This window comes from Micromonospora noduli (assembly GCF_003264365.1).
Taxonomy (GTDB): Bacteria; Actinomycetota; Actinomycetes; order Mycobacteriales; family Micromonosporaceae; genus Micromonospora; species Micromonospora noduli.
On the sequence record NZ_PYAK01000052.1, the window covers coordinates 18,175 to 43,832 of the forward strand.

At 71.4% G+C, this 25,658-nt stretch carries 19 protein-coding genes; 8 read left to right on the forward strand and 11 right to left on the reverse strand.

The genetic code is table 11. The features are described 5' to 3' along the window. Positions 1–63: 63 nt before the first annotated feature. Together GUI43_RS34015 and GUI43_RS26925 are read right to left on the reverse strand one after the other, a co-directional pair. Positions 64–231 (reverse strand): hypothetical protein, encoded by a 168-nt coding sequence (locus GUI43_RS34015; protein WP_167362451.1) that lies wholly within the window; start codon positions 229–231, stop codon positions 64–66. A gap of 111 nt (positions 232–342) precedes the next feature. Then, complete coding sequence (locus GUI43_RS26925; protein WP_181518659.1) at positions 343–732, reverse strand: hypothetical protein; 390 nt, start codon at positions 730–732, stop codon at positions 343–345. A gap of 64 nt (positions 733–796) precedes the next feature. On the opposite strand from GUI43_RS26925, the gene GUI43_RS26930 reads away from it, so the two are divergent. Further along, positions 797–1,558 (forward strand): M23 family metallopeptidase, encoded by a 762-nt coding sequence (locus GUI43_RS26930; RefSeq protein ID WP_112586850.1) that lies wholly within the window; start codon positions 797–799, stop codon positions 1,556–1,558. 1 nt (position 1,559) lies between these two features. After that, positions 1,560–2,633 (forward strand): PHP domain-containing protein, encoded by a 1,074-nt coding sequence (locus GUI43_RS26935; RefSeq protein WP_112586852.1) that lies wholly within the window; start codon positions 1,560–1,562, stop codon positions 2,631–2,633. Positions 2,634–2,821: 188 nt separating this feature from the next. On the opposite strand, the gene GUI43_RS26940 is transcribed toward GUI43_RS26935, so the two are convergent. Beyond that, on the reverse strand, positions 2,822–3,802 hold the full coding sequence (locus tag GUI43_RS26940) for a DMT family transporter (protein WP_112586854.1): 981 nt from the start codon (positions 3,800–3,802) through the stop codon (positions 2,822–2,824). 130 nt (positions 3,803–3,932) lie between these two features. Here GUI43_RS26940 and GUI43_RS26945 point away from each other — a divergent pair, with 130 nt between their 5' ends. After that, positions 3,933–5,603 carry a DUF885 domain-containing protein gene (locus GUI43_RS26945; RefSeq protein WP_112586856.1) on the forward strand — a complete coding sequence of 557 codons (1,671 nt, stop codon included), beginning with the start codon at positions 3,933–3,935 and terminating at the stop codon, positions 5,601–5,603. A gap of 122 nt (positions 5,604–5,725) precedes the next feature. On the opposite strand, the gene GUI43_RS26950 is transcribed toward GUI43_RS26945, so the two are convergent. From GUI43_RS26950 to pgfA, 3 genes are all read right to left on the reverse strand, one after another. Further along, positions 5,726–7,270, reverse strand: a complete 1,545-nt coding sequence (locus GUI43_RS26950) for a DUF6114 domain-containing protein (protein WP_112700052.1) — start codon at positions 7,268–7,270, stop codon at positions 5,726–5,728. Between the two features lie 92 nt (positions 7,271–7,362). Further along, positions 7,363–7,986 carry a DUF6230 family protein gene (locus GUI43_RS26955; RefSeq protein ID WP_112700053.1) on the reverse strand — a complete coding sequence of 208 codons (624 nt, stop codon included), beginning with the start codon at positions 7,984–7,986 and terminating at the stop codon, positions 7,363–7,365. Between the two features lie 395 nt (positions 7,987–8,381). Next, entirely contained in the window at positions 8,382–9,581 is a 1,200-nt protein-coding gene (pgfA, locus tag GUI43_RS26960) for a cell envelope lipid trafficking protein PgfA (protein WP_112589289.1), read from the reverse strand. A gap of 111 nt (positions 9,582–9,692) precedes the next feature. Between pgfA and GUI43_RS26965 the strand changes: the two genes are divergently transcribed. Next, positions 9,693–10,958 (forward strand): acyltransferase family protein, encoded by a 1,266-nt coding sequence (locus tag GUI43_RS26965; protein ID WP_112700054.1) that lies wholly within the window; start codon positions 9,693–9,695, stop codon positions 10,956–10,958. 109 nt (positions 10,959–11,067) lie between these two features. Next, on the forward strand, positions 11,068–12,246 hold the full coding sequence (locus tag GUI43_RS26970) for a glycosyltransferase family 4 protein (protein WP_112700055.1): 1,179 nt from the start codon (positions 11,068–11,070) through the stop codon (positions 12,244–12,246). Here the strand turns inward: GUI43_RS26970 and GUI43_RS26975 are convergent. From GUI43_RS26975 to GUI43_RS26985, 3 genes are read right to left on the reverse strand one after another with little or no spacing between them, the layout of a single operon-like run. Continuing rightward, positions 12,231–12,425, reverse strand: coding sequence for a hypothetical protein (locus GUI43_RS26975; protein ID WP_112589285.1), 195 nt, complete (start codon positions 12,423–12,425; stop codon positions 12,231–12,233). The two genes, GUI43_RS26970 and GUI43_RS26975, sit on opposite strands and share 16 nt — an antisense overlap. A gap of 35 nt (positions 12,426–12,460) precedes the next feature. Further along, entirely contained in the window at positions 12,461–14,206 is a 1,746-nt protein-coding gene (locus GUI43_RS26980) for an MmpA family trehalose lipid delivery protein (RefSeq protein WP_112700056.1), read from the reverse strand. Further along, positions 14,207–16,084 (reverse strand): hypothetical protein, encoded by a 1,878-nt coding sequence (locus GUI43_RS26985; protein WP_373861109.1) that lies wholly within the window; start codon positions 16,082–16,084, stop codon positions 14,207–14,209. Positions 16,085–16,251: 167 nt separating this feature from the next. Here GUI43_RS26985 and GUI43_RS26990 point away from each other — a divergent pair, with 167 nt between their 5' ends. Both GUI43_RS26990 and GUI43_RS26995 read left to right on the forward strand, forming a co-directional pair. Continuing rightward, positions 16,252–20,622 (forward strand): alpha-(1->3)-arabinofuranosyltransferase, encoded by a 4,371-nt coding sequence (locus tag GUI43_RS26990; RefSeq protein WP_112700057.1) that lies wholly within the window; start codon positions 16,252–16,254, stop codon positions 20,620–20,622. Then, on the forward strand, positions 20,619–21,962 hold the full coding sequence (locus GUI43_RS26995) for a lipopolysaccharide biosynthesis protein (protein ID WP_244220603.1): 1,344 nt from the start codon (positions 20,619–20,621) through the stop codon (positions 21,960–21,962). Before GUI43_RS26990 ends, GUI43_RS26995 begins: the two co-directional genes overlap by 4 nt. Here GUI43_RS26995 and nudC read toward each other — a convergent pair. Then, positions 21,859–22,776: an NAD(+) diphosphatase gene (gene nudC / locus GUI43_RS27000; protein WP_112604794.1), complete on the reverse strand. Its 918-nt coding sequence runs from the start codon at positions 22,774–22,776 to the stop codon at positions 21,859–21,861. The two genes, GUI43_RS26995 and nudC, sit on opposite strands and share 104 nt — an antisense overlap. Before the next feature lie 182 nt (positions 22,777–22,958). On the opposite strand from nudC, the gene GUI43_RS27005 reads away from it, so the two are divergent. Then, entirely contained in the window at positions 22,959–24,779 is a 1,821-nt protein-coding gene (locus GUI43_RS27005; RefSeq protein WP_112700058.1) for a VanW family protein, read from the forward strand. 97 nt (positions 24,780–24,876) lie between these two features. On the opposite strand, the gene GUI43_RS27010 is transcribed toward GUI43_RS27005, so the two are convergent. After that, positions 24,877–25,143 (reverse strand): hypothetical protein, encoded by a 267-nt coding sequence (locus GUI43_RS27010; protein WP_112589276.1) that lies wholly within the window; start codon positions 25,141–25,143, stop codon positions 24,877–24,879. Positions 25,144–25,658 lie beyond the last annotated feature (515 nt).

A 25,658-nucleotide genomic window follows, 5' to 3' on the forward strand; every position in this document is an offset into this window, starting at 1 on the left:
CGGTCGGGTCGGCAGGTGACTCGTCAACGCCCCGAAGGGCGGGTCATTCCTGACAAAGTCGGATCAGCCGACGACTCGACGGCGGGTGGCGATGAGCTGGCGCAGACGCTCGGTGCGCTGCCGCTGCGGTCGGCTGCGCTGGCGGACCGCCCGGGCGCCCGCCAACTCGGCCAGCAACTGCAGTCGACGGCGATTGCGATCGGGATCCTGCCGGGGAGTGGTCCAGGCCATAGTCCCGAGCGTGCCGAGTCTCGGCGGCCACGTCAAGACGGCGTTCGCTACGCAGCCAACCGGGCACACGGTGCAGTCACCGAGCGCCGTTTCGGGGCCCGTCCGTGCCGGTCACCACAGCGGCCAGTCACCACTGGTGGCCCAGCGGACCGCCACCACGGCGGCCGCGATGCTCCAACCACCCGCCGTGACGATGGCGACCCCGGTGGCCACCCCTCGGTCGCCGTAGCGGACCAGCACCAGGGCGGTGACCCAGGCCAGCAGGCCGGCGAACACCGTCCACCACGCGTAGCTGGTCACGTCGGTGCCGAGCAGGCCGAACAGCAGCAGCCAACCGGCCGCCGCGCCACCACCGGAGGCGACACCACCACCGGTGACCGGGTGCGGCTCGCGGTAGGTGGGCCGCGTCGGTGGCCCGGAGGGGAAGAGACCCGACGGGGTACGCGGCACCGGGCGGACGGCACCGAAATCCGGGCCAGGATCGGGTCGGGCAATGGTCACCGTCGCTGCCCTCTCTCACGCGTGCCGCTCGTGCCCACGGTACCGGCTCTGCCAGGATGACCGGATGTCCTCGCCGACGATCAGGCGCCGCGCTCGTCCGGCGTACCCGATCCTGCTGCTGCTCGCCCCGGTGCTGGCCGCCGGCTGTGCGACCACCCGGCCGGGGGTGCCCGAAGGCGCCGCGCCGACGCCACCTTCGGTCTGGGCGACCGCCGACCAACCGGCGTCGCAGCCGCCCACGCCGGCGGCGACCGACCCGAGCCCCCCGGCGCCGTCGTCGGCCAGGCCGTCGGCGACGGCACCCCGCACCGGGCTGAAGCACGTCTTTCCGGTACGCGCCGACAACGTCGACTACCACCCGACGCACGGGGCGTACCCGGGGACGGATCTCTTCGCCGACTGCGGCGAGCCGTTCGTGGCGGTGACCGACGGGACGGTGCTGGAGGTGAGCCGCGTGGACCGGTACCGCAAGCGTGGGCCACAGGGCCCGGACAACGGCGGTCTGTCGGTCGCTCTGCTCGGCGATGACGGGGTGCGCTACTACGGCTCGCACCTGAGCGTCGTGACCAGCGGAGTCGACGTCGGGGTGCGGGTCCGCGCCGGGCAGCAGCTCGGCAAGGTGGGCCGCACCGGCAACGCGAACAACGTGTGTCACGTGCACTTCGGCATCTCGCCGGCGTGCGCGGGCAAGGACGGCTGGTGGATCCGGCGCGGGGTGATCTGGCCGGCGCGTTACCTGGACTCCTGGCGGCGCGGCGGCAACCGGGAGCCGGCCGCCGAGGTCACCGCGTGGCAACGCAAGCACGGCTGCCCGAAGGCGCCCTGACATGGCCCGCGCGAGAGATCCCATCGCCGACCTGCGCCGGATCGCGTTCCTGCTGGAACGGGCGAACGAGGCCACCTACCGGGTACGCGCGTTCCGGTCGGCGGCGAAGGCGCTGGCCGGCCTGCCTGCGGCCGAGCTGACCGAACGGGCCGGCAACGGCACGCTCACCGAACTGGCCGGTGTCGGTGACGTCACGGCCCGCTGCGTGGCGGAGTCCCTCGCCGGTGAGGAACCGGTCTACCTCCGCCGGCTGGTGGCGACCGAGGGCAGCGACCTGGACGCCGAGGCCACGGCGCTCCGCGCCGCCCTGCGCGGCGACTGTCACACCCACTCGGACTGGTCCGACGGCGGCTCGCCCATCGAGGAGATGGCGCTGGCAGCGGTGGAGTTGGGCCACGAGTACCTGGTGCTGACCGACCACTCGCCCCGGCTGACGGTGGCCCGGGGGCTGACCGCCGAGCGGCTACGCCGGCAACTCGACCACGTGGCGCAGGTCAACGCGGCGCTGCCCGAGGGTTTCCGGATCCTCACCGGGATCGAGGTGGACATCCTCGCCGACGGCTCCCTGGACCAGGACGACGACCTGCTGGCGCGGCTCGACGTGGTGGTCGGGTCGGTGCACAGCGGCCTGAAGGACGAGCGGTCGAAGATGACCCGGCGCATGCTGAAGGCGGTCGCCAACCCGCACCTGGACATCCTCGGTCACGTCACCGGCCGAATGGTGTCGTCCCGCCCAGCCGGGGTGACCGGTCCGGGCGATCGGGGGCACCGCGCGCGTACCCGGGCGGAGAGCGACTTCGACGCGGACGCCGTCTTCGCCGCCTGCGCCGAGCACGACACCGCCGTCGAGATCAACTCTCGGCCGGAGCGGCAGGACCCGCCGAAGCGCCTGATCCGCCGCGCCCTGGAGGCTGGCTGCCGGTTCGCCATCAACACCGACGCGCACGCGCCCGGCCAACTCGACTGGCAACGATTCGGCTGTGAACGCGCCGCCCTCTGCGGCGTCCCCGCCGACCGCGTGATCAACACCTGGTCGGCAGAGCAACTGGTGACCTGGACGCACAACCGCACCTGACCAGCCCCCCTCGCGCCTCCTCGACGGCCGGCCAGCTCAGCGTTGATCGACTCGCGTTTCTTGAAACCGGGTGTCCGGCGGACCGGGACCTGCCGATTTCAAGGAAACCGAGTCGATCACGAACCGGATGGACACGGCGACTGGCCCGACGGCCCACGGCGGCCTGCCCGCGGGCGGGTGCGGTGCTGTCAGCGGCGGGCGGGTTCGGCGGCGGGTGTGGCGGGAGCACCCACGCCGACGACCGGGCTGCTCCGGCGGCGACTGAACATCCCCTGCGAGACCGCGACCCCGAGCAGCACGATCAGTGCGCCGACCGGTTGGTGCCAGTTGAGTCGTTCGTCGAGCGCCAGAGCACCGATCAGCACCGCGAAGATCGGAATCAGGTACGTGACGGTGGACGCGGTGCTCGCGCCGGCCACCCGGATGTTGCGCATGTTGATCACGAAAGCGAGCCCGGTGCCGAGCGCGCCGAGGGTCAGCACACTTGCCACCACCCCCGCCGACAGCTCGGTGGGCAGCGGCGGCAGGCCGGCGACGAAGGGGGTGACGATGGCCAGCTGCGCGGCGGCGAGCAGCAGTTGCGCGGTGGAGAGCGACAGACCCGAGTACGCGCTGCCGGCGACGAACCGCTTCTGGTACGGGATGGACACGCCGTAGCAGGCCGCCGCACCGAAGCACATGAGCTGCCCGGTGAAGTGCGCCCCGCCGATGCCCTCCCAGACCCCGAGCACCACCAGCACCCCGACGAAGCCCAGCCCGAGCCCGACCGCGCGGCGCAGTGTGAGCCGCTCGGTGCGGAAGACCAGCACCGCCAGCGGCAGCACGATCAACGGCGTGGTGGCGTTCCAGATGCCGGCCAGCATCGACTCGACCCGCTGCTCGCCGTAGCCGAAGAGGGTGAACGGCACCGCCACGCCGAAGGCGGCGACGACGGTCAGGTGTGCCCAGACCCGGGGCTCACGGGGCAGCCGGTCGCGCAGCACGGCGAGGACCACCAGCAGGGTCAGACCGCCGGCGACGACCCGGTAGAGGGTGAGTTGGACCGGGTGCAGCTCGGCCACCCCGACCTTGATGAAGAGAAAGCTGGAACCCCAGATCGCGGCGAGGGCGACAAAGCCGGGCAGCCAGGCGCGGACCGGCGCTTTGTCAGGAGTGGTATCGGTGGTCACCCCTGACACTCTGCCGCAACCGTACGACAAAGTCGCGCGCCTTTCGGCCGTCACGCCGTACCTGAACCCGCAGCTCCAACACGACAAACGTCGGCGACACAGGGGTGGGGTGGTCACGTAGGGTCGCAGCGTGGGACGAATTGATGAACTCGCCAACCGTTACGTGGCCGAGTGGGCGCCGTTGAGCCCCACCGGCGCGACCTTCGTCGGCATCGCCGGCCATGACGACCAGCTCGACGACCTCTCGCCCGACGGCTACGGGGCGCGCGCGGACCTCACCCGCCGGACCCTCGCCGAGCTGGAGGTGACCGAGCCGGAGACCGAATCGGAACGGACCGCCAAGGAGGCCATGCAGGAACGGCTCGGCCTGGACCTCGCCCGGTACGACGCCGGCGAGGTGACCAGCGAGGTCAGCGTGATCACCAGCGGGCTGCACGAGATCCGCATGGTGTTCGACCTGATGCCCACCACTACCAGCGACGACCAGGCCAACATCGCCGCCCGCCTCAACGGCTTCGGCGCCGCACTGGAGGGCTACAAGACCACGCTGCGTGAGGCGCTCGCCGCCGGTGAGGTCAGCTCGAAGGTGCAGCTGGTCGAGGTGGCGAAGCAGTGCGACATCTGGGTCGACCCGACCGGTGACAACTTCTTCCACGGGCTGGTCGAGCGGCTCGGGGCGGAGGGCACGCTCGGCTCCGAACTGCGTCGGGGTGCGGCGGCGGCGACCGCGGCGACCGCGGAGTTCGGCCAGTTCCTGCGTACCGAGCTGGCCCCGCACGGGCGGGACAAGCAGGCCGCCGGCCGGGAGCGCTACGAGCTCGCCTCGCAGTACTTCCTCGGCGCCAAGGTCGACCTGGACGAGACGTACGCGTGGGGCTTCGCCGAGCTGGCCCGCCTGGAGGCGGAGATGCGGGTCGTGGCGGGGCGCATCGCCGGCTCCGGTGCCAGCGTCGACGAGGCCGTGGCCACCCTGGACGCCGACCCGGCCCGAACCATCCAGGGCAAGGAGGCATTCCGGGACTGGATGCAGGCGCTGGCCGACAAGGCGATCACCGAGCTGCACGGCACCCACTTCGACATCCCGGAGCAGGTCCGCCGCATCGAGTGCTGCCTCGCACCGACCAGTGACGGCGCCATCTACTACACCGGTCCGAGTGAGGACTTCTCCCGGCCGGGTCGGATGTGGTGGGCGGTGCCGCAGGGCATCAGCGACTTCTCCACCTGGCGAGAGGTGACCACGGTCTTCCACGAGGGCGTGCCGGGTCACCACCTCCAGGTGGGGCAGACCGCCGTCCGGGCCGACCTGCTCAACCGTTGGCAGCGGTTGCTCTGCTGGGTCTCCGGCCACGGTGAGGGCTGGGCGCTCTACTCGGAGCGGCTGATGGACGAGCTGGGCTACCTGGAGGATCCGGGCGACAAGCTGGGCATGCTCGACGGCCAGGCGATGCGCGCGGCACGGGTGATCGTGGACATCGGCATGCACCTGGAGCTGGAGATCCCGAAGGACAATCCGTTCGGTTTCCACCCGGGCGAGCGGTGGACGCCCGAGCTGGGCTGGGAGTTCATGCGGGCGCACTGCCGGGTTCCGGACGAGAACCTGCGCTTCGAGCTGAACCGCTACCTGGGTTGGCCGGGGCAGGCGCCGTCGTACAAGGTGGGTGAGCGGATCTGGCTCCAGGCCCGCGAGGACGCCAAGGCCCGCAAGGGCGCCGATTTCGACCTGCGGGAGTTCCACCGGCAGGCGTTGGACCTGGGTGCGCTGGGTCTCGACCCGCTGCGCCGGGCGCTGGCCCGGCTCTGACCGGGGCGGTGGCTGCGCGCGCCGACGGTACGACGAGTCCGTCGCCGCGCGCGGCCACGCCCCGAGCCGAGGCTGCTCGCGCGACGGGCGCTCCACCCCGAGGCCGCTCTGCGGCTGTGCGTTCAGCCGAGGGTGAGTGCCAACGCCGGGCGGGCGGTCAGCGTGTCGCTGGTGACGTACGCCAGGTCGATGGTGGGGTCGGTGAACGTGATCGGGATGGGCGAGGTGATCGGAAGACCGTCCGGTAGCGGCAGATCCGGAGTCAGCGTGATCTTGATGCCGAGCAGTCGGCCGACGAACCGGGTCGCGTAGAAGGCCACGTCTCCCCGCACTGTCAACTGGTTGGTCGCGTACCGCTGGTCGCGCCCTGCGGGGCCGTCGGCCCGCAGCAGGAAGTCGGCGGTCACCGCCTCTCGCATGCTGAACTTCAGCACCTTGAGGTCGCCCTTCACGGTGTGCAGGTCCGTGACTCCCTCGAACCGCAGCCCGGTCATCCGCACCGACGACCCGGTGAGCTTCGACGGCGTCTGGGCCACCGTCGGCAGGGCCGGATCGGCGGCGATCCGCGGCAGCAGCTTGCCCGGCTGCACCGTTTCCGGCCGGTCGGGTGCCGGCTTCCCGGGCTTGCCCGGGGTCGGCTTGCCCGGGGCCTGCGACGGGCAGTCGGCGGGGCCGGGGCGGGGCGTCGTCGTGCTGGTCGGCCGGACTGTCGGTGTGGCAGTGGGACGCACCGAGGGGGCAGGGTCCTCCTGGCCTCCAATGCCGAGCAGATCGCCGATCCCGTCCAGGATGTCGGTGATCACGTTGCCGCCGCCCCGCGCCGGGCTCGGGGTGGGCGTCGGCGTGGCCGCGCTACGGCTGGGCGACGGGGTGACGGCCCGGGTCGGAGTGGGGCAGCCGGTCGAGGCCGGTCGGCTCGGCGCGGCCTGCACCGCTCGGGGCTGGCTGGCCAGACCGACGGCCGCCAGGCCGAGGATCACGAGAGCAATGGCGAAGGCTCGCGGATCAGCGGAACGTCCCGGCCACTCGGGCGGTGCACCCTCGTCGGACGCTCCGCCGCCCGGATGATCGACCCGCACGACACCGCCCTGGCCAGCACCGCCCTGGTCAACACCGCCCGGGCTGGCGCCGGCCCGTCCGACACCGTCCTGCTCGGCGCTGCCACTGTCAGATCCGTCGGCGCCAACATCAGCCAGGCCGACGCCGGCCAGGCCGGCACCGCCCGGGTCGTCGCCGTTCTGCTCGATCTCGGCCGGTGGCGGGGTGGGTGGTGTGAGGTGGATCGGGGTCCAGGCGAAGGCGAGCGCGCTGCCGACGATGCCGAGCAGCAGACCGACGAAGAAGCCGCCCAGGTTGAGCCCGATCAGCGAGTACACAGCGGTGACCGCCGCGACGACCGAGTAGAACAGCCGCTGCGCCGGGGTGAACCAGAGCAGCAGGCCACAGGTCACCAGGATGATCGGGATCAGCAGCGAGAGCAGGCCTGTCGCACCACTGTGGAAGCTGAGACCGTTGAGGGTCATCCGGGTGGAGGCGAACATCTCCAGCCCGGCCAGGGCGATGAGCAGTCCGCCCCAGAACGGCCGGCTGCGCTGCCAGCGGCGGAAGAGCCGCCACGCCTGAGCCGGACCACCGGGCCGGGCGTGGGACGGGTTCGCGGTTGTCACGTACTCCTCCTGGCCGAGCAGAGACGGGACCGAGCGGGGATGGGGGCATGGACCCGGCCCGCGGCGTTGACCACCGCGGGCCTGGGCTCAGCTCAGAAGCACTCCTTGCCCTTGGCGTCGTCACCCACGTTGACCTTGAGTCGGAGGCCGACCAGGTTGAACGTGGCCGCCGTGGTGTAGCGGGACACCTGCTGCAGGTTGGTGATGGTGACGTGGTCGGAGTTCTGGCCGAACGAGCCGGCCTGCGCCGTCGGGTTCAGGTCGGTGGCGTCCCGACCGATCCTGATGTTGGTGAAGGTCGCGTTGCCGTTCAACGAGTCCATCGCGATCAGCAGGTCCTTGGCGCGGGCGGGTTCCTTGCCCTCGCCGGCGTTGATGGTGAGCACCACCGGCAGGCCCGGCAGGTCGGCGCGGACGGACTGGCAGAGGCTGTACAACTCGGCGCTGCTGATCTCGGAGAGCGCGATCGGGTGGACCTGACCGGACTTCCCGTCCTTGCCCTTCTCGCGGACGATGCCGCCGTACTGCTTGAAGCCGTCGCCCTCCAGACGGTCGGCGCCGATCTTGAACGTCTGCCCGGAGACCGTGATGTCGGACGCGATCGCGCCGGTCGACATTCCGAAGAGGATGGCGCCGGCAGCCGCCGTGGCGGGCACCATCATGGCGGCGAACCGCCACCATCGGGTACGACCCTGACTGTCTAACCGATCCTGCACGGGTTCCTCCTCGGGTCGATGCGCGCGAGTGGCCGGTCCCGAGCGGGCGACCCGCACTGGGAGCCCGCGGTCTGTTACCGGCTGGTAACCATCGGGCTTGATGGTGCACCCGTTGCGGCGCAGGTCACAACCCCCTGATTACCAGGCGGTAACAGCCGGGCAACCAGACGGAGGTGCGGCATCACTGAAAGTGAACACATTCACCCTCGCAACCGTCCTATATGGCGACAAGGCAGGCATGAAGCGGCAGTGGTATCAGCGCAACGTGACTCTGCATTGACTAATTACAATCGAATAACAAATGTAAAGCACGCAGGTCGTACGGGTTGCCGCATGACCGAGGGGTGAACCGCGTAGCGGTTCACCCCTCGGTCATGCGTCCGGTCGTACGCGCGTCAGCGCTGCTCCACCTCGCCCGGAGCCGGACGCTGGGTCGGCACAGTCGGGTCCTCCGACTTCCAGTTGGTCGAAGCCGGCGGGATCTCGTCGGTCAGTGGCCCGCCGACCGGCTGCGGCCTGGGCTGCTCGACGGTGTCCGTGTCGCGTACCGGCTCCTGGTCCACCCGGGTCGGCGTCGGGTCGTCGACCGCCGGCTCGGCGCGGTGCCGGGCCGTCCCACCCTCGGGTCGGGTCACCAGCCACACACCGAAGACGACAGCGATCAGACCGAGGACACCAGCGACGATCGGGCCCCAGAAACTGATCAGGCCGATCTTGAAGCGGTTGTCCTTGACCGTCTCGACACTGCGGCTGACCGTGTCGTCGTTGTAGTTGAAGTCCGCGTCCAGCAGCACCGTGGGAGTGCCGGTGTTGGGCTGCAACTCCTTGTGCTGCTGCTCCCGCACGTTCACGTACGAGCCGGTGACCGGGTCGACCCAGACCGTCCGGATGTTGCTGTAGACGATCTGACCGCTGGTGGCACCTGGCGCGAACTTGCCGACCAACGTCTGGAGGCTGCTCTCCGGCGTGGCCAGCACCTCGTTCTCGATCCGCTGCTCGAAGCGGTACGCCTCGATGCCCTTGATCTTTTCGGTGCCGACGAACTTCGCCGGAGTGGCCCGCTTCAGATCACGGTCGAAAATCTGGTAGTCGCGCTTGTCCGTGCCGAACGGGAACTTGTAGATCTGACCGGCGTACTTGACGTTGCCGACCGGAGTCCCGTCCGCCCCGGTCTCGTTGAGCCACTGCTCCTTCCAGGAGGCAGCCGCACCGGAAATCCGGTCGAGAGCGAGTTCGGTGCTGTACTGGCTGACCACCACCTCAGGGCTGTCGGTACGCCGGACCGTCTGGTAGACGTCCCAGATCACCGCGTCGCCCTTGAGGTCCTCGGGCAGCCGATCCTTGGTGTCGTCGGGCTGTGGAATGACCTCGACATTGGACGTGAGGTCGCCCTGCAGGACCTCGATGGTCGCCGAGTCTCCGACCCGGGTGATCTTCAGGAACTTGGCGTTCTTCGCCTCGGCGACGGACGTCGTTGGCTCAAGATCGTAGGGGAGCTTGGTCACGGCAGGGGCCACATAAAACGGCAGCCCGGCCGCGAAGACCAGCAATAAGACGCCAAGCCCGAAGAGCGCGGCGCCCACGCGAAGCTTCACTCATCCTCCTGTAACCTGCCGCCCTACGACCTGTTGTCCGGGGCACCCGATCCTTAACATGGCGGGAGGTTACTCCCCGGTCACCTTCAAAGCGACCCCCTGGATGTCCAGATGTCCACAGCCGCCGCGCCAACAGTTTCGGAGCCTTCGGTAACCGGCCGACTTCCCGCCCTCGACGCGCTGCGAGCAATCGGCGCGGTGGCGGTCGTCGGTCACCACATCGGGTTCCAGACCGCCGTCACCATGAACACCACCTGGGGCGGCTGGCTGGCTCGACTGGACGTCGGCGTCGCCATCTTCTTCGTACTGTCCGGGTTTCTGCTGTTTCGGCCGTGGGCGCTCAACGCCGCGACGGGCCTGGCCCGACCCCGCGCCAAGCGCTACCTGTGGCGGCGAGCCCTGCGCATCCTGCCCGCCTACTGGTTGGCGATCGTGGTCTGCCTGATCCTCCTGCCGCAGAACGGGCAGGCGTCCGTCGGCGACTGGATCCGCCACCTCACCTTCACCCAGATCTACCAACCCGGGCAGTTGCGCGCCGGGCTCAGCCAGACCTGGAGTCTCGCCACCGAGGTCGTGTTCTACCTGCTCCTGCCGCTGGTCGCCGTGCTCGCCGTCGGAAGGTCCTGGCATCCCGTACGGACCATCGTGATCGTCAGCGGAAGTGCGCTGCTGACCGCGGGATGGCTCACCCTGATGGGGCTCGGCTGGCTCGACACCGCCCTGCACACCATGTGGTTCCCCTCGTACGCCGCCTGGTTCGGCGCCGGCATGGCACTGGCGGCGGCGCACGTCGCCCTGCGCACCGGGACCGCGCCCGCTGCCTTCCGGGTCCTGGACGACCTGGCCTCGGCACCGGTCACCTGCTGGGCCGCCGCCGTCGGCCTGATGGCGATCGCGACGACGCCCGTCGCCGGCCCCCGCGACCTCACCGAGCCGACGGCCGCCGAGTTCGGCGTCAAGCTGGCCCTCTACCTCGTGATCGCGGCGCTGATCCTGATCCCGGTGGCCTTCGGCGGGCCGAGCCGGGCCAAGGAGATCTTCGGCAGCTCGTCCGCCCGGTGGCTCGGCGCGGTCTCGTACGGGCTGTTCCTGTGGCACCCCATGGTCATCGAACTCATCTACCTGGTCGACGACCGCCCGCTGTTCACCGGTGGGCTGCTCACCACCTTCGCCCTCACCATGGCCTTCAGTCTGGTCTACGCCGCGGTCAGCTACTACGGCATCGAGCGGCCCCTGCAACTGCTCGGGTCGCAGGGTCGGCGCCGACCCACCGGACGTGGGCAGACACCCGGGACCCCCGCCACCGACGTGGCCGCACCGGCCACCACACCGCCGACCGTCGCGGCTGGCACTCCGGTGCCCACGGTCGGCGGATAGCACCCAGCGCTGGCCCATCGGGGCATTGCCGGCCGGCACACCAGCCCCTAATGTGACGCGGGTCGCTAAATTACTTGAGAGTAGGGTTCGCGTGGAGCGTCGCTTCGGCATGCCCGGACACGTGTTGTTCCTCAACTGGCGAGACACCCGCAACCCCGAGGGTGGCGGTTCCGAGGTGTACGTCGAACGGATCGCCGCCGAACTGGTGGCTCGCGGATTCCGCGCCACCCTCTTCTGCGCCGCCCACAGCCAGGCTCCCGCCGACGAGGTCAACGAGGCGGGCGTACGGCTGGTGCGGCGCGGCGGCCGACACAGCGTCTACCTCTGGGCGGCACTCTGTTACGTCGCGGGCGCGCTGGGCATCGGCCCGCTGGCGGCCCGCCGCGGCGGCCGGCCCGACATCCTGGTCGACGTCTGCAACGGGTTGCCGTTCCTCGCCCCGCTGTGGGCACGACGCCCGGTGGTCAAGCTGATCCACCACGTGCACCGCGAGCAGTGGCCAGTGGTGCTTCCACAGTGGGCGGCCCGGTTCGGCTGGTGGATCGAATCGTCGCTCGCCGTACGCCTCTACCGGCGGTGCCGGTACGTCACCGTCTCCGAGGCGACCCGCCGAGAGTTGGCAGTGCTCGGCGTGCCGCCGGAGCAGGTCTCCGTGGTGCACAACGGCACCCCGACGATGCCCCACACCGACGCCGAACGGGCGACGTTCCCGCTGCTCGTGACGCTGAACCGACTGGTGCCACACAAGCGGGTGGAGGTGGCGCTGCGGGCCGTCGCGGCCCTGGCCGACGAGCTGCCCCAACTACGTCTGGTCGTCGCCGGCCAGGGCTGGTGGGAGTCGCACCTGCGTGAACTCGCCGCGGAGCTGGGCATCACCGAGCGGGTGGACTTCCGGGGCTTCGTGACCGAGGAGGAGAAGGCCGCCCTGCTCGCCTCGGCCTGGGTGGCCCTGACCCCGTCCCTCAAGGAGGGCTGGGGGCTCACGATCGTGGAGGCGGGTTCGGCGGGCACTCCGACGGTGGCGTTCCGGGGAGCGGGCGGAGTCGCCGAAGCGGTCGTCGACGGGCGTACCGGCCTGCTGGCCGACGACATCGACGACTACCTGATGAAGGTGCGCAAGCTTCTGCACCAGGATGAGCTGCGGCGGGAGATGGGCGCCCAGGCCCGGGAGCACGCCGCCAGCTTCACCTGGCAGGCCGCGGGTGGGCGCTTCGAGGCGATCCTCAAGGGTGTGGAGTCGCCCCGCCCAGTGCAGCAGCGGGGCGAGCCGTCCTACCTGTCGCCGTAAACCGCAGGGGCGTACGGGTCCTTCTTACCGGCCCGCTTGGCCGCCTCCGAGACGAGCTTGGCCTCACTCGCGGCCTCCTCGTCGGTGGCGGTCGCGGCGGCCGAGATCCCGCCGAGAGCCAGGATCCCCAGCAACGCCGCCACCAGGCCAGACACGACCAGGGTCAGAGCTCTACGCATGCCAATCCTCCAATGGCGAGACGTGCGAGCGGACGTTACCACGCGGTAGCTCGCCGGTGTAGTGCCGAAACGGCGGCACCGATGACCACCAGAAGGGCAGCGCTGAGCGCCGCCACCACCGCCAGTCGGGCCGGCCCGGACCCGCCCGATTCCCGCACGGTCGCCGGGTTGCGGTACAGCGTCAGGAACGGTCCGTCGTGGACGCGCTCCAGGCCGCCGAGCACCTGAGAATCCACCTCGCCGGAGACCTCGCGCTGCACCAGGACCCAGCGCACCCCCGTGGTCCAGACCGGCCGCCCCTCGGCCAGCGCCTCGCGCATCTCACGGACGCGCGGGTTCTCGCCGGCCACGGCGACATCGCCGACCCGGAGCGTGTCGTCGGTCAGGACCGTCCCCGGCAGGTAGCGGGGCGCCGGGTCCAGGACGACCCGACCAGGGTTCCACGGGTACGCCCGGTAGGCGCTCAGCGGCAACGCGAGGACCTCCCCCGGTTCCTCCTCGATGTGCTCGGCCACCCGCTGCCACTCCGCCGGATAGCTCACCGGACGAAGCCGACCGGCACCGCCGAACGCGAGGTCCGGCAGGACCGCCACCGGCAGGAACAGCAGCCCGACCAGGACCACCCCGGCCACCTCCCGGTCGACCCGGGCCACCAGCCGCTCGGCCCCCAACGCCGCGCACACCACCAGCAGCAGGGCGTACGGCGCCAGGAACTTCTGCCCATCCCGCAGCAGCCCCGCGCCCGGCAGGTGCACCACCGCCCAGCGCAGCGCGGCATCCCCGCCGGGGAGCAACCCGAAGGCGGCGAGCAGAGACCCGGTCCCGGCGAGCACCGCCAGGCGCGCCACCCCACCCGGGGGCAGCCGGCGCCGCAGCAGGCCCGCACCGACACCGGCCAGGATCAGCAGCACGAGAGCCGCCACCGGTACCAGTGGCGCCGCGCGGCTGGCGGGGGTGGCCTGCGCGCTCCAGATGCCACCGGTGCCGGCCAGCGCCACCAGCGGGCCGGCCCAGTTCTCCGAACGCGCCGCGAACGCCGCCACCCCCGCCGGGTCCGAGGAACCCCCGGCGCCGGTGACCAGGGCCGCGACCACCCAGGGGGCGTTGAGCACTGCGACCGCGGCCAACGCCTGCCGGGACCGGTGCGGATGCATCCGCTGCGACACCAGCAGCGACCGGGGCGCACGCATCCGGTCCGACGTCAGCACCAGCACCGTGCCCAGCGCGATCAGACCGCCGGTCGGTGTGATGGCGGCGGGAGCGGCGGCGAGCACCACCCGGGCGAGCGCGCCGTCGCGCCCGGCCCGCAGGTCCAGCGCCGCCCGCACCAGCCAGGGCAGCGCGGCGTACGCGAGCAGCAGCCCCCACTGCCCGATGAGCAACCGCTCGGCGAGGTACGGCGACCACGCGTACGCCAACGCGGCGAACAGCCGGACCGCGCGCCGTTCGGTCGGCACCAACCGGCCGGCGCCGACCGCCGCGAGGAAGACCGCCCCGGCGAGCGCCAGCCGCTGCACCAACCAGCCCGGCACGAGCTGGGTGACCAGCGAGACCAGCGCGTCCATCGGCACCGCCCGGGGCAGACTCTGCGCCGGGGCGACGAGATCCCAGGTCAACGGCTGCCGGGGTACGAACACCATGTCGTACAGCAACGCGTAGCCGGGCGCCGCCAGCGGGGCCAGCACCACCACCGTGACCGCCGCCGCGACCGCGTACAGCGCCAGCGTGTCCCGCGTCCGCCGAACCGGTGCGGCGTCGACGCCGTCGGTCGGCTCAACCATTCACGACGCCGGCACCGCCCGGCCGACGGTGATCAGCTCGGTGCACACACCGACCCCTGGCGTCTGGACGGTGACCTCGACGGCATCCCCCGCACCCTCCAGCAGGAAGAACAGGTCGTTCAGCCCGCGTCGCAGGGTGATCTCGCGAGTGGCGTCCCCGAGCCGGAACAGCGCCGTCGAGTCGCCCGAGCTGAGGTAGCCGAAGTGCACCACGTACGGCCACTCCACCAGGTACCCGTCCAACGGGATCCGAGTGGGTCGGCCGCCCTCCGCCAGGTGCCCGCAACCGTCCACCGGGCCGGGCACGATCTTCCGGCCCTGGACCACCACCGGACGGATCCGGCCGAGGTCATCGAACGTCGACGGTCGTGCGGCCTCCGTCACGAAGGTGGGTCGACGCTCGGCCGGGCGGAAGAAGTGCGACTGGAGATTGTCCGGCCAGAAGTAACCGGCGATCACCCGGTCCGGGACGGCGGTGTCGAAGAAGACGGTGCCCGGCGGCGCTAGGGCGAGCTCGGCCTGCGTCGTCGCGAGATAGTCCCGCCCGTACTTGGTACTCCAGTTGTCCCCGAAACGGGCCGTGCTCCACAGGGTGCCCACGCCAATGGTCGCCAGGACGACGATCATCGAGACCAGGCCGACCGCGAACGCGCCCGGCTCCCGCAGGACCGTCGGCACCGGCCACGCCGACACCTCGTCCTCGTCGGTGTCCTTGATCCCCAGCAGGGCCGCACCCACACAGATCGCGGCGACCAGCACCACGTCGGCGACGTACCGGGGGACGACGCCGATCAGTGGGCCGAGCGGCCCGCCCAGCCGGGTGATGGCGAAGAGCGCGGCGACCAGGCCGAGGTAGGAGGTGAGCAGCAGCCAGGCCCGGCCGGCCGACGGACGCCGCCGGACGGTGACCACGACGAGCGTCGCCAGCACCGCCCACGACAACCACTTGGCAATGTCGTACGGGTCGACGAGCGGGGGACCGTCACCGGCGTAGCTCCAACGCCACGGACCTCCGAGCAGACCCGGCACCACTGTCTCGCCGACCAGGTCACCGAGGAAGTTGAGCACCGGACCGACCGAGGTCGGGTCCCGCAGTTCGCCGGATGGACGCGTCAGGTAGAACGCCAGGTATCCCCCCGACAGCGCGCTGAGCATCAGCCAGGCCGGCCAGTGCTGACGGACCGCCGTCGTGACACTGCGCAACACGCCACCGGACGTGAACAAAAAGACGGTCAGCAGGAATAGCAGCGGCACGATCAGCAGGGACTTGGTGTCGAAGAGCAGGCCGAACACCAGCCAGAACGCGATCGCCACGAGGTGTCGCAGGCGACCGGTCCGCACGTACCGAACCTGGGCTGCCACCGCCATGACCAGGGCCAACTGCATCGGCAGCACGAGCAGCCCGACCAACCACAGCGAGGAGACCTCAAGCGTCAGCGGGCTGAAAATGAACAGGCACAACGGGATGAGCAGGCCCCAACCGGGCCGGAGCAGATCGCGCAACAGCCGGTAGAGGGCGATCCCGGTCGCCGCCTGACCAACAGCCAGCAGCAACACCCACGGCCAGGTGGCGAAGCCCGCCGCCCGCACCATCGCCCACGCCACCAACAGGCCGCCGGGCATGAGGTGGTTGTTGAACGTACGCAGGAGATAGTCCGCGTCCAGCCCGGTGTCGAGAACCTGGGCGGCGATGACGAACTCGTCCTGCGAGAACCAGCCACGGGTGGCGAGACCGGCGCGCCAGGCGACGGACACCGCGATGAGGGCGATCGCCACGGCACGGACGGGGTCGGCGCGGAGCCATCGGCCGATCGGCCCGGGCCCGTCGCCGTCGGACGTGACGCGTTCCGGATGCGTCTCGGCCTCAGCTTCTGGCATTGACATGGTCGGCAGCCTGCCACACGCTTACACGCCGTGGGGACGGCCGTTCTCCCGATAACGCCACCGCAGCGCCCCTGGTCGCCCGTCCGTGCCCGGTCCGGATAACGTCGCGCGACAGTCGTCGGCTGCAGGTGCGCGTCCGGCCGGTGAAGACAGGAGCCGAAATGCGTGCAGAGGTGGCCAGTGGCGCCGCTCCGGGGTCCAGCCGGAGCCGGCACACGGCCCGACGGTTCCGGCACCTGGTCATCTGCATCGCTCTCACCGCCCTCGCCTTCCAGCAGGCCCCGGGCCAGGTCGTCCCCGACACCAAGGTCGATCTGAACGTCAACCCGGCCGGGTGGCTGCTCCGCTCGCTGCACCTGTGGGACCCCACCGGCACGTTCGGCCAACTACAGAACCAGGCGTACGGCTATCTCTGGCCGATGGGCCCGTTCTTCCTGCTCGGGTCGGAGTCCGGCCTCGCGCCGTGGGTGGTGCAGCGGCTGTGGTGGGCACTGCTCTTCTGTGTCGCCTACCTGGGGGCCGTGCGCCTGGCGGGCCGACTCAACATCGGAACGCCCGCCGGACGCATGATCGCCGGCGTCGCCTTCGCGCTGTCACCACGCATCCTCACCCAGCTCGGCTGGTCCTCGGTGGAAGCCTGGCCCAGCGCCGTCGCCCCCTGGGTGCTCATTCCACTGGTCGGTCTCGCCGCCGGCACGCGACTGCGACGCGCCGTCGCCGCGTCAGCCCTCGCCGTCGCCTGCGCCGGTGGGGTCAACGCCACTGCCGTGTTCGCGGTGGTGCCACTGGCCCTGCTCTGGCTCGCCACCATTCAGCCCGTACGCCGCCGGGTCACCGCCATCGCCGCCTGGTGTGGCGCGGTGGCCCTGGCCACCGCGTGGTGGTTGGTTCCGCTGCTGGTCCTCGGGCGGTACAGCCCGCCCTTCCTGGACTACATCGAGACCGCCCGGAACACCACGAGCGTCACCGACGGGGTGACCACACTGCGCGGTGCCTCCTACTGGGTCGCCTACCTGGCCTCCCCGTTCGGACCGACCATCCCGTCCGGTGCGCGACTCGCCAACGAGGCGGTGCTGGTCGCCGCCACCCTGGCGGTGGCCGCGCTCGGTGTGCTCGGGCTGTCCCGACGGGGGATGCCGCACCGCCGGTTCCTCATCACCGGCCTGGTGCTCGGCGTCGCGCTCGTCGGTCTCGGGCACGTCGGCGACCTGCCGAACATCCTCGCCGGGCCGCAGCGGGAGTTCCTCGACGGCGTCGGCGCACCCCTGCGCAACGTGCACAAGTTCGACGTCCTGCTCCGCCTACCCCTGTGCCTGGGCATGGCGCACCTGATCGGGTTGGCCGTCCGGGCTGCGCGCACCGCGCCCGCGCGGCACCGTCCGCGAACCGTCGCACGCGCCTGGCTGACCGCCGGCGCCGCGATCGTCGCCGTCACGGCGGTCGCCACGCCCGCCCTCGCGGGCGGTCTCGCCACCCCGGGCAGCGTCAAGGAGGTGCCCGGCTACTGGCACGACGCCACCGACTGGCTCGACGCGAACACGGGGCGCGGGCGGGTGCTCGTCGTACCCGGGGCGCGCTTCCCGTCGTACGACTGGGGCAACACCACCGACGAGATCACTCAGCCGCTGCTCAACAGCCGGTGGGCGGTACGCAACGCCATCCCCTTCACCCCACCGACCACGATCCGACTGCTGGACGTGATCGAGTCGACGCTCGCCACCGGCGCCGGGTCGACCGGTCTGGCGGACCTGCTGGCCCGATCCGGAATCAGCCACGTCCTGTTCCGCGCCGACCTCGACCACGGCCGCTCCGACACGGCCCGCCCAGCCGTGGTCCGGCAGGCGCTGGAGCGCTCACCCGGGTTGACCCGCGTCACGTCCTTCGGCCCCCTGCGCGGCGGGCCCTCGTCCGCCGACGAGTTCCGCGACCACGGGCTCGACGTGCCCGTCCGGGCGCTGGAGGTCTACCGGGTCGACCGGCCCGTCGAGCCGGTGGTCGCCTACGACAGAGCCGCCGTGACGACAGTGGTCGGTGGCCCCGAGTCACTGCTCGACCTCGCTGCGGCAGGGCAGCTCGGCTCGGCGCCCACCGTCCTGGCCGGCGACGCGTCGACCGCCGACGTCACCGGACCGGTGGCGATTACCGATGGGTTTCGCAGGCGGGACGTGTCGTTCGGCGGACTCCGTGACAACACCTCCCAGACGTTGACCGCCGACGACACCTTCGAGGTCACCGCGCCCGCCCACGACTACCTGCCCGAGTGGGGTGCGGAGCACTCCACCGTCGCCCGTTTCGAGGGCATCAACGCGATCCGCACCTCCACCGCCCGTTCGCAGGTGGACTCCCCCGGCGGTGCCCGCCCCGAGCACCAGCCGTACGCGGCGATGGACGGCAACCCGGCGACCTCCTGGCAGTCCGCGCCGTACTCGCCCAGCGACCAACAGTGGATCGAGGTGGGCCTCGCCAATCCGACGACGGTCACCCGGGTCGAGGTGTGGTTCGACCTGAAGGCCGATGCCCTGCCCACGACGGTGACCGTCAGCGCCGGGTACGAGAGCAGCACCATCGAACAGTTCAGCGACCACATGGTGTTCGAACTGCCCGGCGTCCACGCCACCCGCGAGGTCCGGGTCTCGGTCGACAGCGCGTACGACCTGCGCCCGTTCGGAAACGGCTCGGTCGGTATCGCCGAGATCAAGATTCCGGGCATCCAGACCAGCCGCACGCTGGTCCTGCCCACCGCACCGGACACCGACCGGCCGGCGACCGTCGTCGTGTCCGCGGCACCCACCACGCCGGCCTGCTTCTCCGTCGACGGGCACCCGCGCTGCTCCACCGACGCCATCCGTGGTTCCGAGGACGGGTCCACCATCGACCGGACCCTGACCCTGCCGGCCGCCGGCGCGTACGACGCCAAGCTGTGGGCGCGGCCGACGGCCGGCCCTGACCTGGACAACGCCCTCGACAAGCTGGTGACCGACGCGCAGCCGCTGCGCCTCGCGGCGCAGATCAGCGCCTCGTCGACGGCCGTGCCCGACCCGACCGGCCGGGCCGGGGCGGCGCTCGACGGGAACCCGGCCACCAGCTGGTCACCGGCGATCGACGACGAGGCACCGATCCTGCGGCTCAAGTGGCTCAAGCCGCAGACCATCACCGGACTCCGCTTCTCGGTCGACGACAAGACCCCCGCCACCCGCCTCGGCAGTGTCCGGGTCGTTGGCGACGACGGCTTCCGTAGCAGCCTGCTCGGCGACGACGGGCTGCTCCGCCTGGACCCGCCGATGCGGACCGACGAGATCACCATCCAGTTCCTCGACAAGCCATCCGCCACCAGCACCGACCCGTACAAGCTGCGGTTGCCGGAGCGGTTGCCCATCGCGGTCGGCGAGGTGACAGTGCTACCCGGAGCACCCACCGTCGGACCGCGCCTCGACACACCCCTGTCGCTGGCCTGCGGATCGGGGCCGACGCTCCAGATCGGCGCGGCGCGGGTGACCACCACGCTGCGCGGCACGCTCAGCGACCTGCTGGAAATGCGCGAGATGCCGGTGACGCCGTGCGGCCGGAACACGCCCCGGCAGCTTGACCTGAGCCGCGGAGACCACCGCATCGTCGCCACCCCGAGCCAGCTCGCCTCGCCCACCAGGGTCGCCCTGGTACCGAGAACGGCCAGCCCGGCCTCGGCGGCCGCCAGCGCCACCGAGGTCGAATCCTGGGCGGCCACCGAGCGCCGGGTAAGGGTGGCCAGTCACCCGGTCGACCGGGTGCTCGCCGTGCGGGAGAACACCAACACCGGCTGGCAGGCCACCCTCGGCGGGCGGACGCTGAAGCCACTGGTGGCGGACGGGTGGCAGCAGGGCTGGATCCTTCCCGCCGGCGCCTCCGGAGAGGTGCTGTTGCGTTTCGCCCCGGACACGCCGTACCGGGCGGGGCTTCTCCTCGGCGGCATCCTGCTCGCGGTGGTGGTCCTGCTCGCGGTAGTGCCCGCCCGACAGCCCACCGGGCGAACCTCGGCGACCGTCCCACCACGCGGCCGACGCCGCTTCACCCGCTCGCTGCCGCTGCTGGCCGTCGGGGCCGCCGCGCTGGTGCTGTGGAGCGGCCTCATCGGCGGCCTGCTGGTCGCGGCGGGATTCATGCTGGCGGTACCCGGCCCACGCCGCCTGCCCTGGCCGGCCGACCCACGTCGGGCCAGGACGATCAGCCGGGCCGTCGAGACCTGGCTCCCGGGCGCGCTCGTCCTGCTCGCCGGGTTGCTCTACCTCGACTCGACGCGACGGAACACCGACGCGCTCGTGCAACTCACGATCGTCGTTGCCCTGGGCGCCCTCTGGCTCTCCACCGCCGCCCGACGACGCCCGGTACGCCGGCCCACGCCAACCGCCGGGACCTCAGCCGTTGCGGCGGCTGCGCTGGTCGCGGAGGGACCGAAGCCGTACCCGGCCAAACCGGACGGGGCCGAGCCGGCGAGGCCCGGCCAGCCGGCCGGGCCAACCGACGGGCAACTTCCGACCTTCTCCGAGATCACATGACTCTTCGACGACCCGTCCGTCGGGAGAAGACGGCCCAGACGGAGCTGACACGCGGATGGAGTACGGGCCTCGGCGCTGCCGGGGTCAGCGTCACAGTGGCCGGGGTCCTGGTCAACGGCCTCGCCTACCTGGTGCCGGTCCTGGCCGCCCGACGACTCGACCCGGCCGACCTCAGCGCGCTCGCCGCCGCCCTCGGTCTGGTGGCCATCGTCGGTGTGCCCGGGCTCGGCCTGCAACTGGCCGTCGCCGTACACCGCGCCCGGCACGGCGCCTCCGACACTCGACGGCTCACCGCGGTCACCGCCGCAGTCTGCGCGGGAACCCTCGTCGCGGCGACACCACTGCTGGTCACCGCCCTGGATCTCCCGGTCGAGATGCCCGCACTGCTGGCGGTCACCACCGCGGCGATCGTGCTCTCCTCCCGGTCCCTCGGAGAGTTGCAGGGTGGCCAGCGCTTCGTACGACTCGCCGTCGGGATGGCAGTGCTCGCCGCCGGCCGCTACGGCGGCGTGATCGCCGGGTTGCTGCTCGGCGCGGGACCGACCGGCGCGTTGGCGGTCGGCGCGTTGACCGCCGCCCTCACCCCTGCGGTGCTGGCCCGGCTCGCCCGCGAGCCCCGACGGTCGTCCACCGCCCCACGGCTGACCGTCGCTCAGGTCGTTGCCGGCTGCGGCGCGACAGTGGCGATGCTCGTCGTCTCCTACGCCGACCTGCTGCTGGCCCGGCAACTGCTGTCCCCGTCGGATTCCGGGGCGTACTCGGTCGGCACCGTCCTGAGCAAGGGCGCGCTCTGGGCACCGCAGGTCGCCGCCGTCCTCGCCCTACCGCGGCTGGCCCGCGGTGACCGGCGCAGCCGAACGGTTGCGCTCGCGGTGACAGGCGGGTGTGGCGTGGTGCTGGTTCTCGCCTCGACCCTCGCCGGAGGGCTCGCATTCCGCCTAGCCGGTGGGCCCGACTACGACCACCTGGGCCGGTACGCGCCCCTCTTCGCGGCGGTCGGTGCGCTCTACGCGGTGGCGTTCGTGCTGCTCAACGACCGTCTCGCGGCCGGCGCACGCTGGGCGGCGGCACCGCTGTGGGTGGGCGTGGCCGGCCTGGTGGCCGTCACCGCGGCCCTCCGGCCCCACACCGTCCCCGGCCTTCTCCTCGCGGCAGTGGGCACGGCCATCGTCACCACCGCGCTGATGGCGGTGACGGCCCGTCGGCCCGCTCCGGGTCCGGCGGCTGAAACACGCCCTAGCCCTCCGCGAGCCAGTCCGTCAGCAGTCGGTGGTCGATCGAGTCCACCCGACCGAGCGAACGACCCGAGGCCACCCGGTCCCGCAGCTCCGCCCGGGTGAACCAGCGCGCCTCCAGCAACTCGTCGCCGTCCACGCGTACGTCGTCGGAGGTGGCGGTGGCCCGGAAGCCCACCATCAGGCCGGCGGGGAACGGCCACGCCTGCGACCCCTGGTAGGTCACGTCGGTGACGGTCACGCCCGCCTCCTCGCTCATCTCCCGACGGACCGCGTCCTCCAGGCTCTCGCCGATCTCGACGAAGCCGGCCAGCGTCGAATACGCGTCCTCAGCCGCGCCCCCGTGCCGGGCCAGCAGACAGCGCCCCGACCGACCGGGTGCCTCGACCAACACGATGACGGCCGGCTCGATCCGGGGGAACAGCAGACGTCCGCACTCCGTGCCGGTGCAGGTCCGCAGGTGCCCGCCGCCGTCGGCGACGGCCGGCGCGCCGCACGTCCCGCAGAATCGCTGCTGCCGGTGCCAGTGCAACAAACCCCTGGCGTACGCCTGGACGGCCGCGTCGCCGGGTTCGAGCCGCCCGACCAGTGCCCGCACGTCGACGGTCCGCACCGCACCGGCCATCTCGACGGCGGACCGCTCGGGGAGCGCGGAGAGGTCCGCGGCGAACACGGCGGCCTCCCCGTCGAGCCCCAGGAAGACGGTCTCGCCGGCGGCGGACCGGACCAGCGCCGCGCGCTCCGCGCTGAGCCGAACCGGCCCGTGCCCGTCGACGAGACAACGGTCCCGCCACATCGGCAGCAGCACGGTGGTCGACTCGGTGAACAGCGCCCCCAACCGTGTCGGATCGGTGCGCAACGGTCCCGCCCGGTCCAGCGATCCGCCGCCGTACGCCAACACCCGCTCCGCAGCGTCCACCCGGTCACCGTGCCACGTCGGTGGTCGGCCGTCGGCACCGCCCCCGGACCGCTGCGACACGCCGAACGACACGCGGTAGCTGCGCCTGGCGGGCGCAGCCGACGAGTACGGCCGGGGATTCGTTACCGTAGGTGCCTCCGGGAGGGAGGACCTCCCGCGGCACCCTGGCGATCGAGGTTGCAGTGACGCTGTACGGCGAAAACAGTCCACCCGCCGACGACCGGCCCACAGTGCAGGTCACCGCGGTCACCTGGCCGGACGACGGAGCTGAGCCGGTCACCACAGCCGCCCCCGGCGAGCCGGACGGCGGCCCGCGCCGGCCGCGTCGGATGCGCGTGCTGCTCGCCGCCGGCATCACCGGTGGCGTCCTCGCCGCCGTGGCGGGTGCCGGCGCCTGGGCGTACGCCGGTGACGTTCCCCGTGGCACCAGCGTGCTCGGCACCGAACTGGGCGGCCGGAGCCGCGCGGACGCCGACCGGGAGTTGCGGGCGGAACTGGACCGGCGGGCGGCAACGCTCGCCACGCCGCTGAAGGTCACCGTCGACGGGCGCACCGCCGACATCAACCCGGCCGACGTGGGGCTGACCGTCGACGTGCCGGCGACCATCGCGGCAGCCGCCGAGGCGGACGCGCACCCGGTCAGCCGGCTGGTCGGCTCCCGCACCGTCGAGCCGGTGGTGACCGTCGACGTGGGCCGGTTGGACGACGCGCTCCGTAAGGTGCTCGGCAACCAGGCCCAGGGCATGACGATGCCGGCGATCACCTATCAGGGCACCACGCCGAAGGTCGTACAGCCCAAGCCTGGGCTGGCTCTGAACCCGGAGCGTTCCGCCGAGGTGGTCCGCGCCGGCTGGTTGGCCGGCGCCCCGGTCACCGTGCCCCTGGTGGAGACCCACCCGGCGACCACTCCGGAGGAGTTGGACCGGATGGTCAACGAGCTGGCGAAGCCGGCGGTCGCCGCGCCGGTCACCCTGCGCACCAACAAGGGCCAGGTGACGATCCCGCCCGCCGCCATCACGAAGAGCCTCCGGTTCGGTGCCGACAAGACCGGCAAGCTCACCCCCTCGGTGGACGTCAAGCGGCTGCGGGCGGCGCTCGGCGACAAGCTGGCCGCCATCGAGGTGCCACCGAAGGACGCCACGATGACGATTTCCGGTGGCCGGCCCACCGCCAAGGAGGGGCGATCCGGGCAGCAACTGGACACGGCGGCCCTCAGTCGAGACCTGCTGGCCGTGCTGCCGAAGGCGGACGGCCGCGAGGTGACCGGCGAGTTGAAGCCGACGCCGCCGCAGCTGACCGGGGAGAAGCTCGCCGGCCTGGGCATCAAGGAGCGGGTGTCGACCTTCACCACCCGATTCACCGGCGGTATGGCCTCGTCACGCAGCCAGAACATCGCGACCATCGCGAGGAAGGTGGACGGCACTGTCGTGCTACCTGGGAAGACGTTCTCGCTCAACGGGCACACCGGCGAGCGCGGCTACGCCCAGGGCTACCGGGACGCACCTGTCATCCTCGACGGCAAGCTCGTCCCGGGCGTCGGCGGCGGCACCTCGCAGTTCACCACCACGCTGTTCAACGCGACCTACTACGCCGGCTTGGAGGACGTCGAACACAAGCCGCACTCCTACTGGTTCGACAGGTACCCGGCGGTCATCGAGTCGACCATCTTCTGGCCGAATCTGGACTTCAAGTTCCGCAACAACACCGAGTACGGCGTGCTCATCGACACGTCGTACACGTCCAGCACGATCACCGTGTCGATCTGGAGCACGAAGATCTACGACAGCGTGAAGACCGAGTACGGGCCGCGCCGCAACATCACGGCGCCGAAGCAGATCCATCTGGCTCCCGGCCCGTCGTGCATCGAGACCAACGGCATCAACGGCTTCACCCAGGACGCCTTCCGGGTCATCAAGAAGGGCGGCGTGGTCGTCAAGCGGGAGAAGTTCACCTGGCGCTACGACGCGGAGCCCCGCTACGTCTGCGGGCCGAAGACGTCCTGAGCCCCACCCGCTCCGGGTCGATCCTGCTCTGAGGCCGACTGTGCTCTGAGGCCGACTGTGCTCTGAGCGGCCCTGCTCTGAGCGGCCCTGCACCCGGTCAGCTCAGGTCTGGGGTCAGCTCGGCAGCGTTGCGGCCGTGCCCATTGCGCTTGCCGCCCTGCGGTGGCATCGGCACCGTGCGAGTCTCCTGCACCCGGATCTCGGCCCGGAACCGGTGCGCCGCGGGGTGCCACATCTCCTCGAACGGACCCATGACCTCGCCACCGATGCCACGGCGACGCACCCGGGACGCGAGCCACCAGAGGATGCCCAGGACCGCCGCCACGCAGCCCGCGAACACCACAAATATCAGGACCTCATCCACAGGCCGAGCCTAGCCCGCGGCGCCAGGCCCAGCCCTGGACCGCCGCGATCTTGCACTTTCGGTCGTTGAAACGCGAACTCTGAGGCGGTTTGCCGCAGCAGAAACTGCAAGATCGCGGGGTGAGGGGGGCCCGGGGCAGGGCACGGGGGCGGACCCCAGACTGTTGACCTACTGACCTGCAAGCTCGCTGACCGCCGCCTGGGCCGGCCGCAAGATCGCGCAACATCCCGGTTGTAGTGGTGTCCGCACGTCGTGAGGCCACTACATCCAGGATCGAGCGTGACCTTGCTGGCTTCGAAGCGTGTCGAACCCCCGTGCACGCCCTCACCAGGCCATCGGGGTAGCCCGGGATATCAGGAACCCGAGCCGATCAACCAGGCAGGGAAACGTAGGAAAGGGAGAACGCAGAAAAGGCCACCCCGTTAGGGGTGGCCTTTCCTGGAAGATTGTCCGGCGGCGTCCTACTCTCCCACACCCTCACGAGTGCAGTACCATCGGCGCTGGAGGGCTTAGCT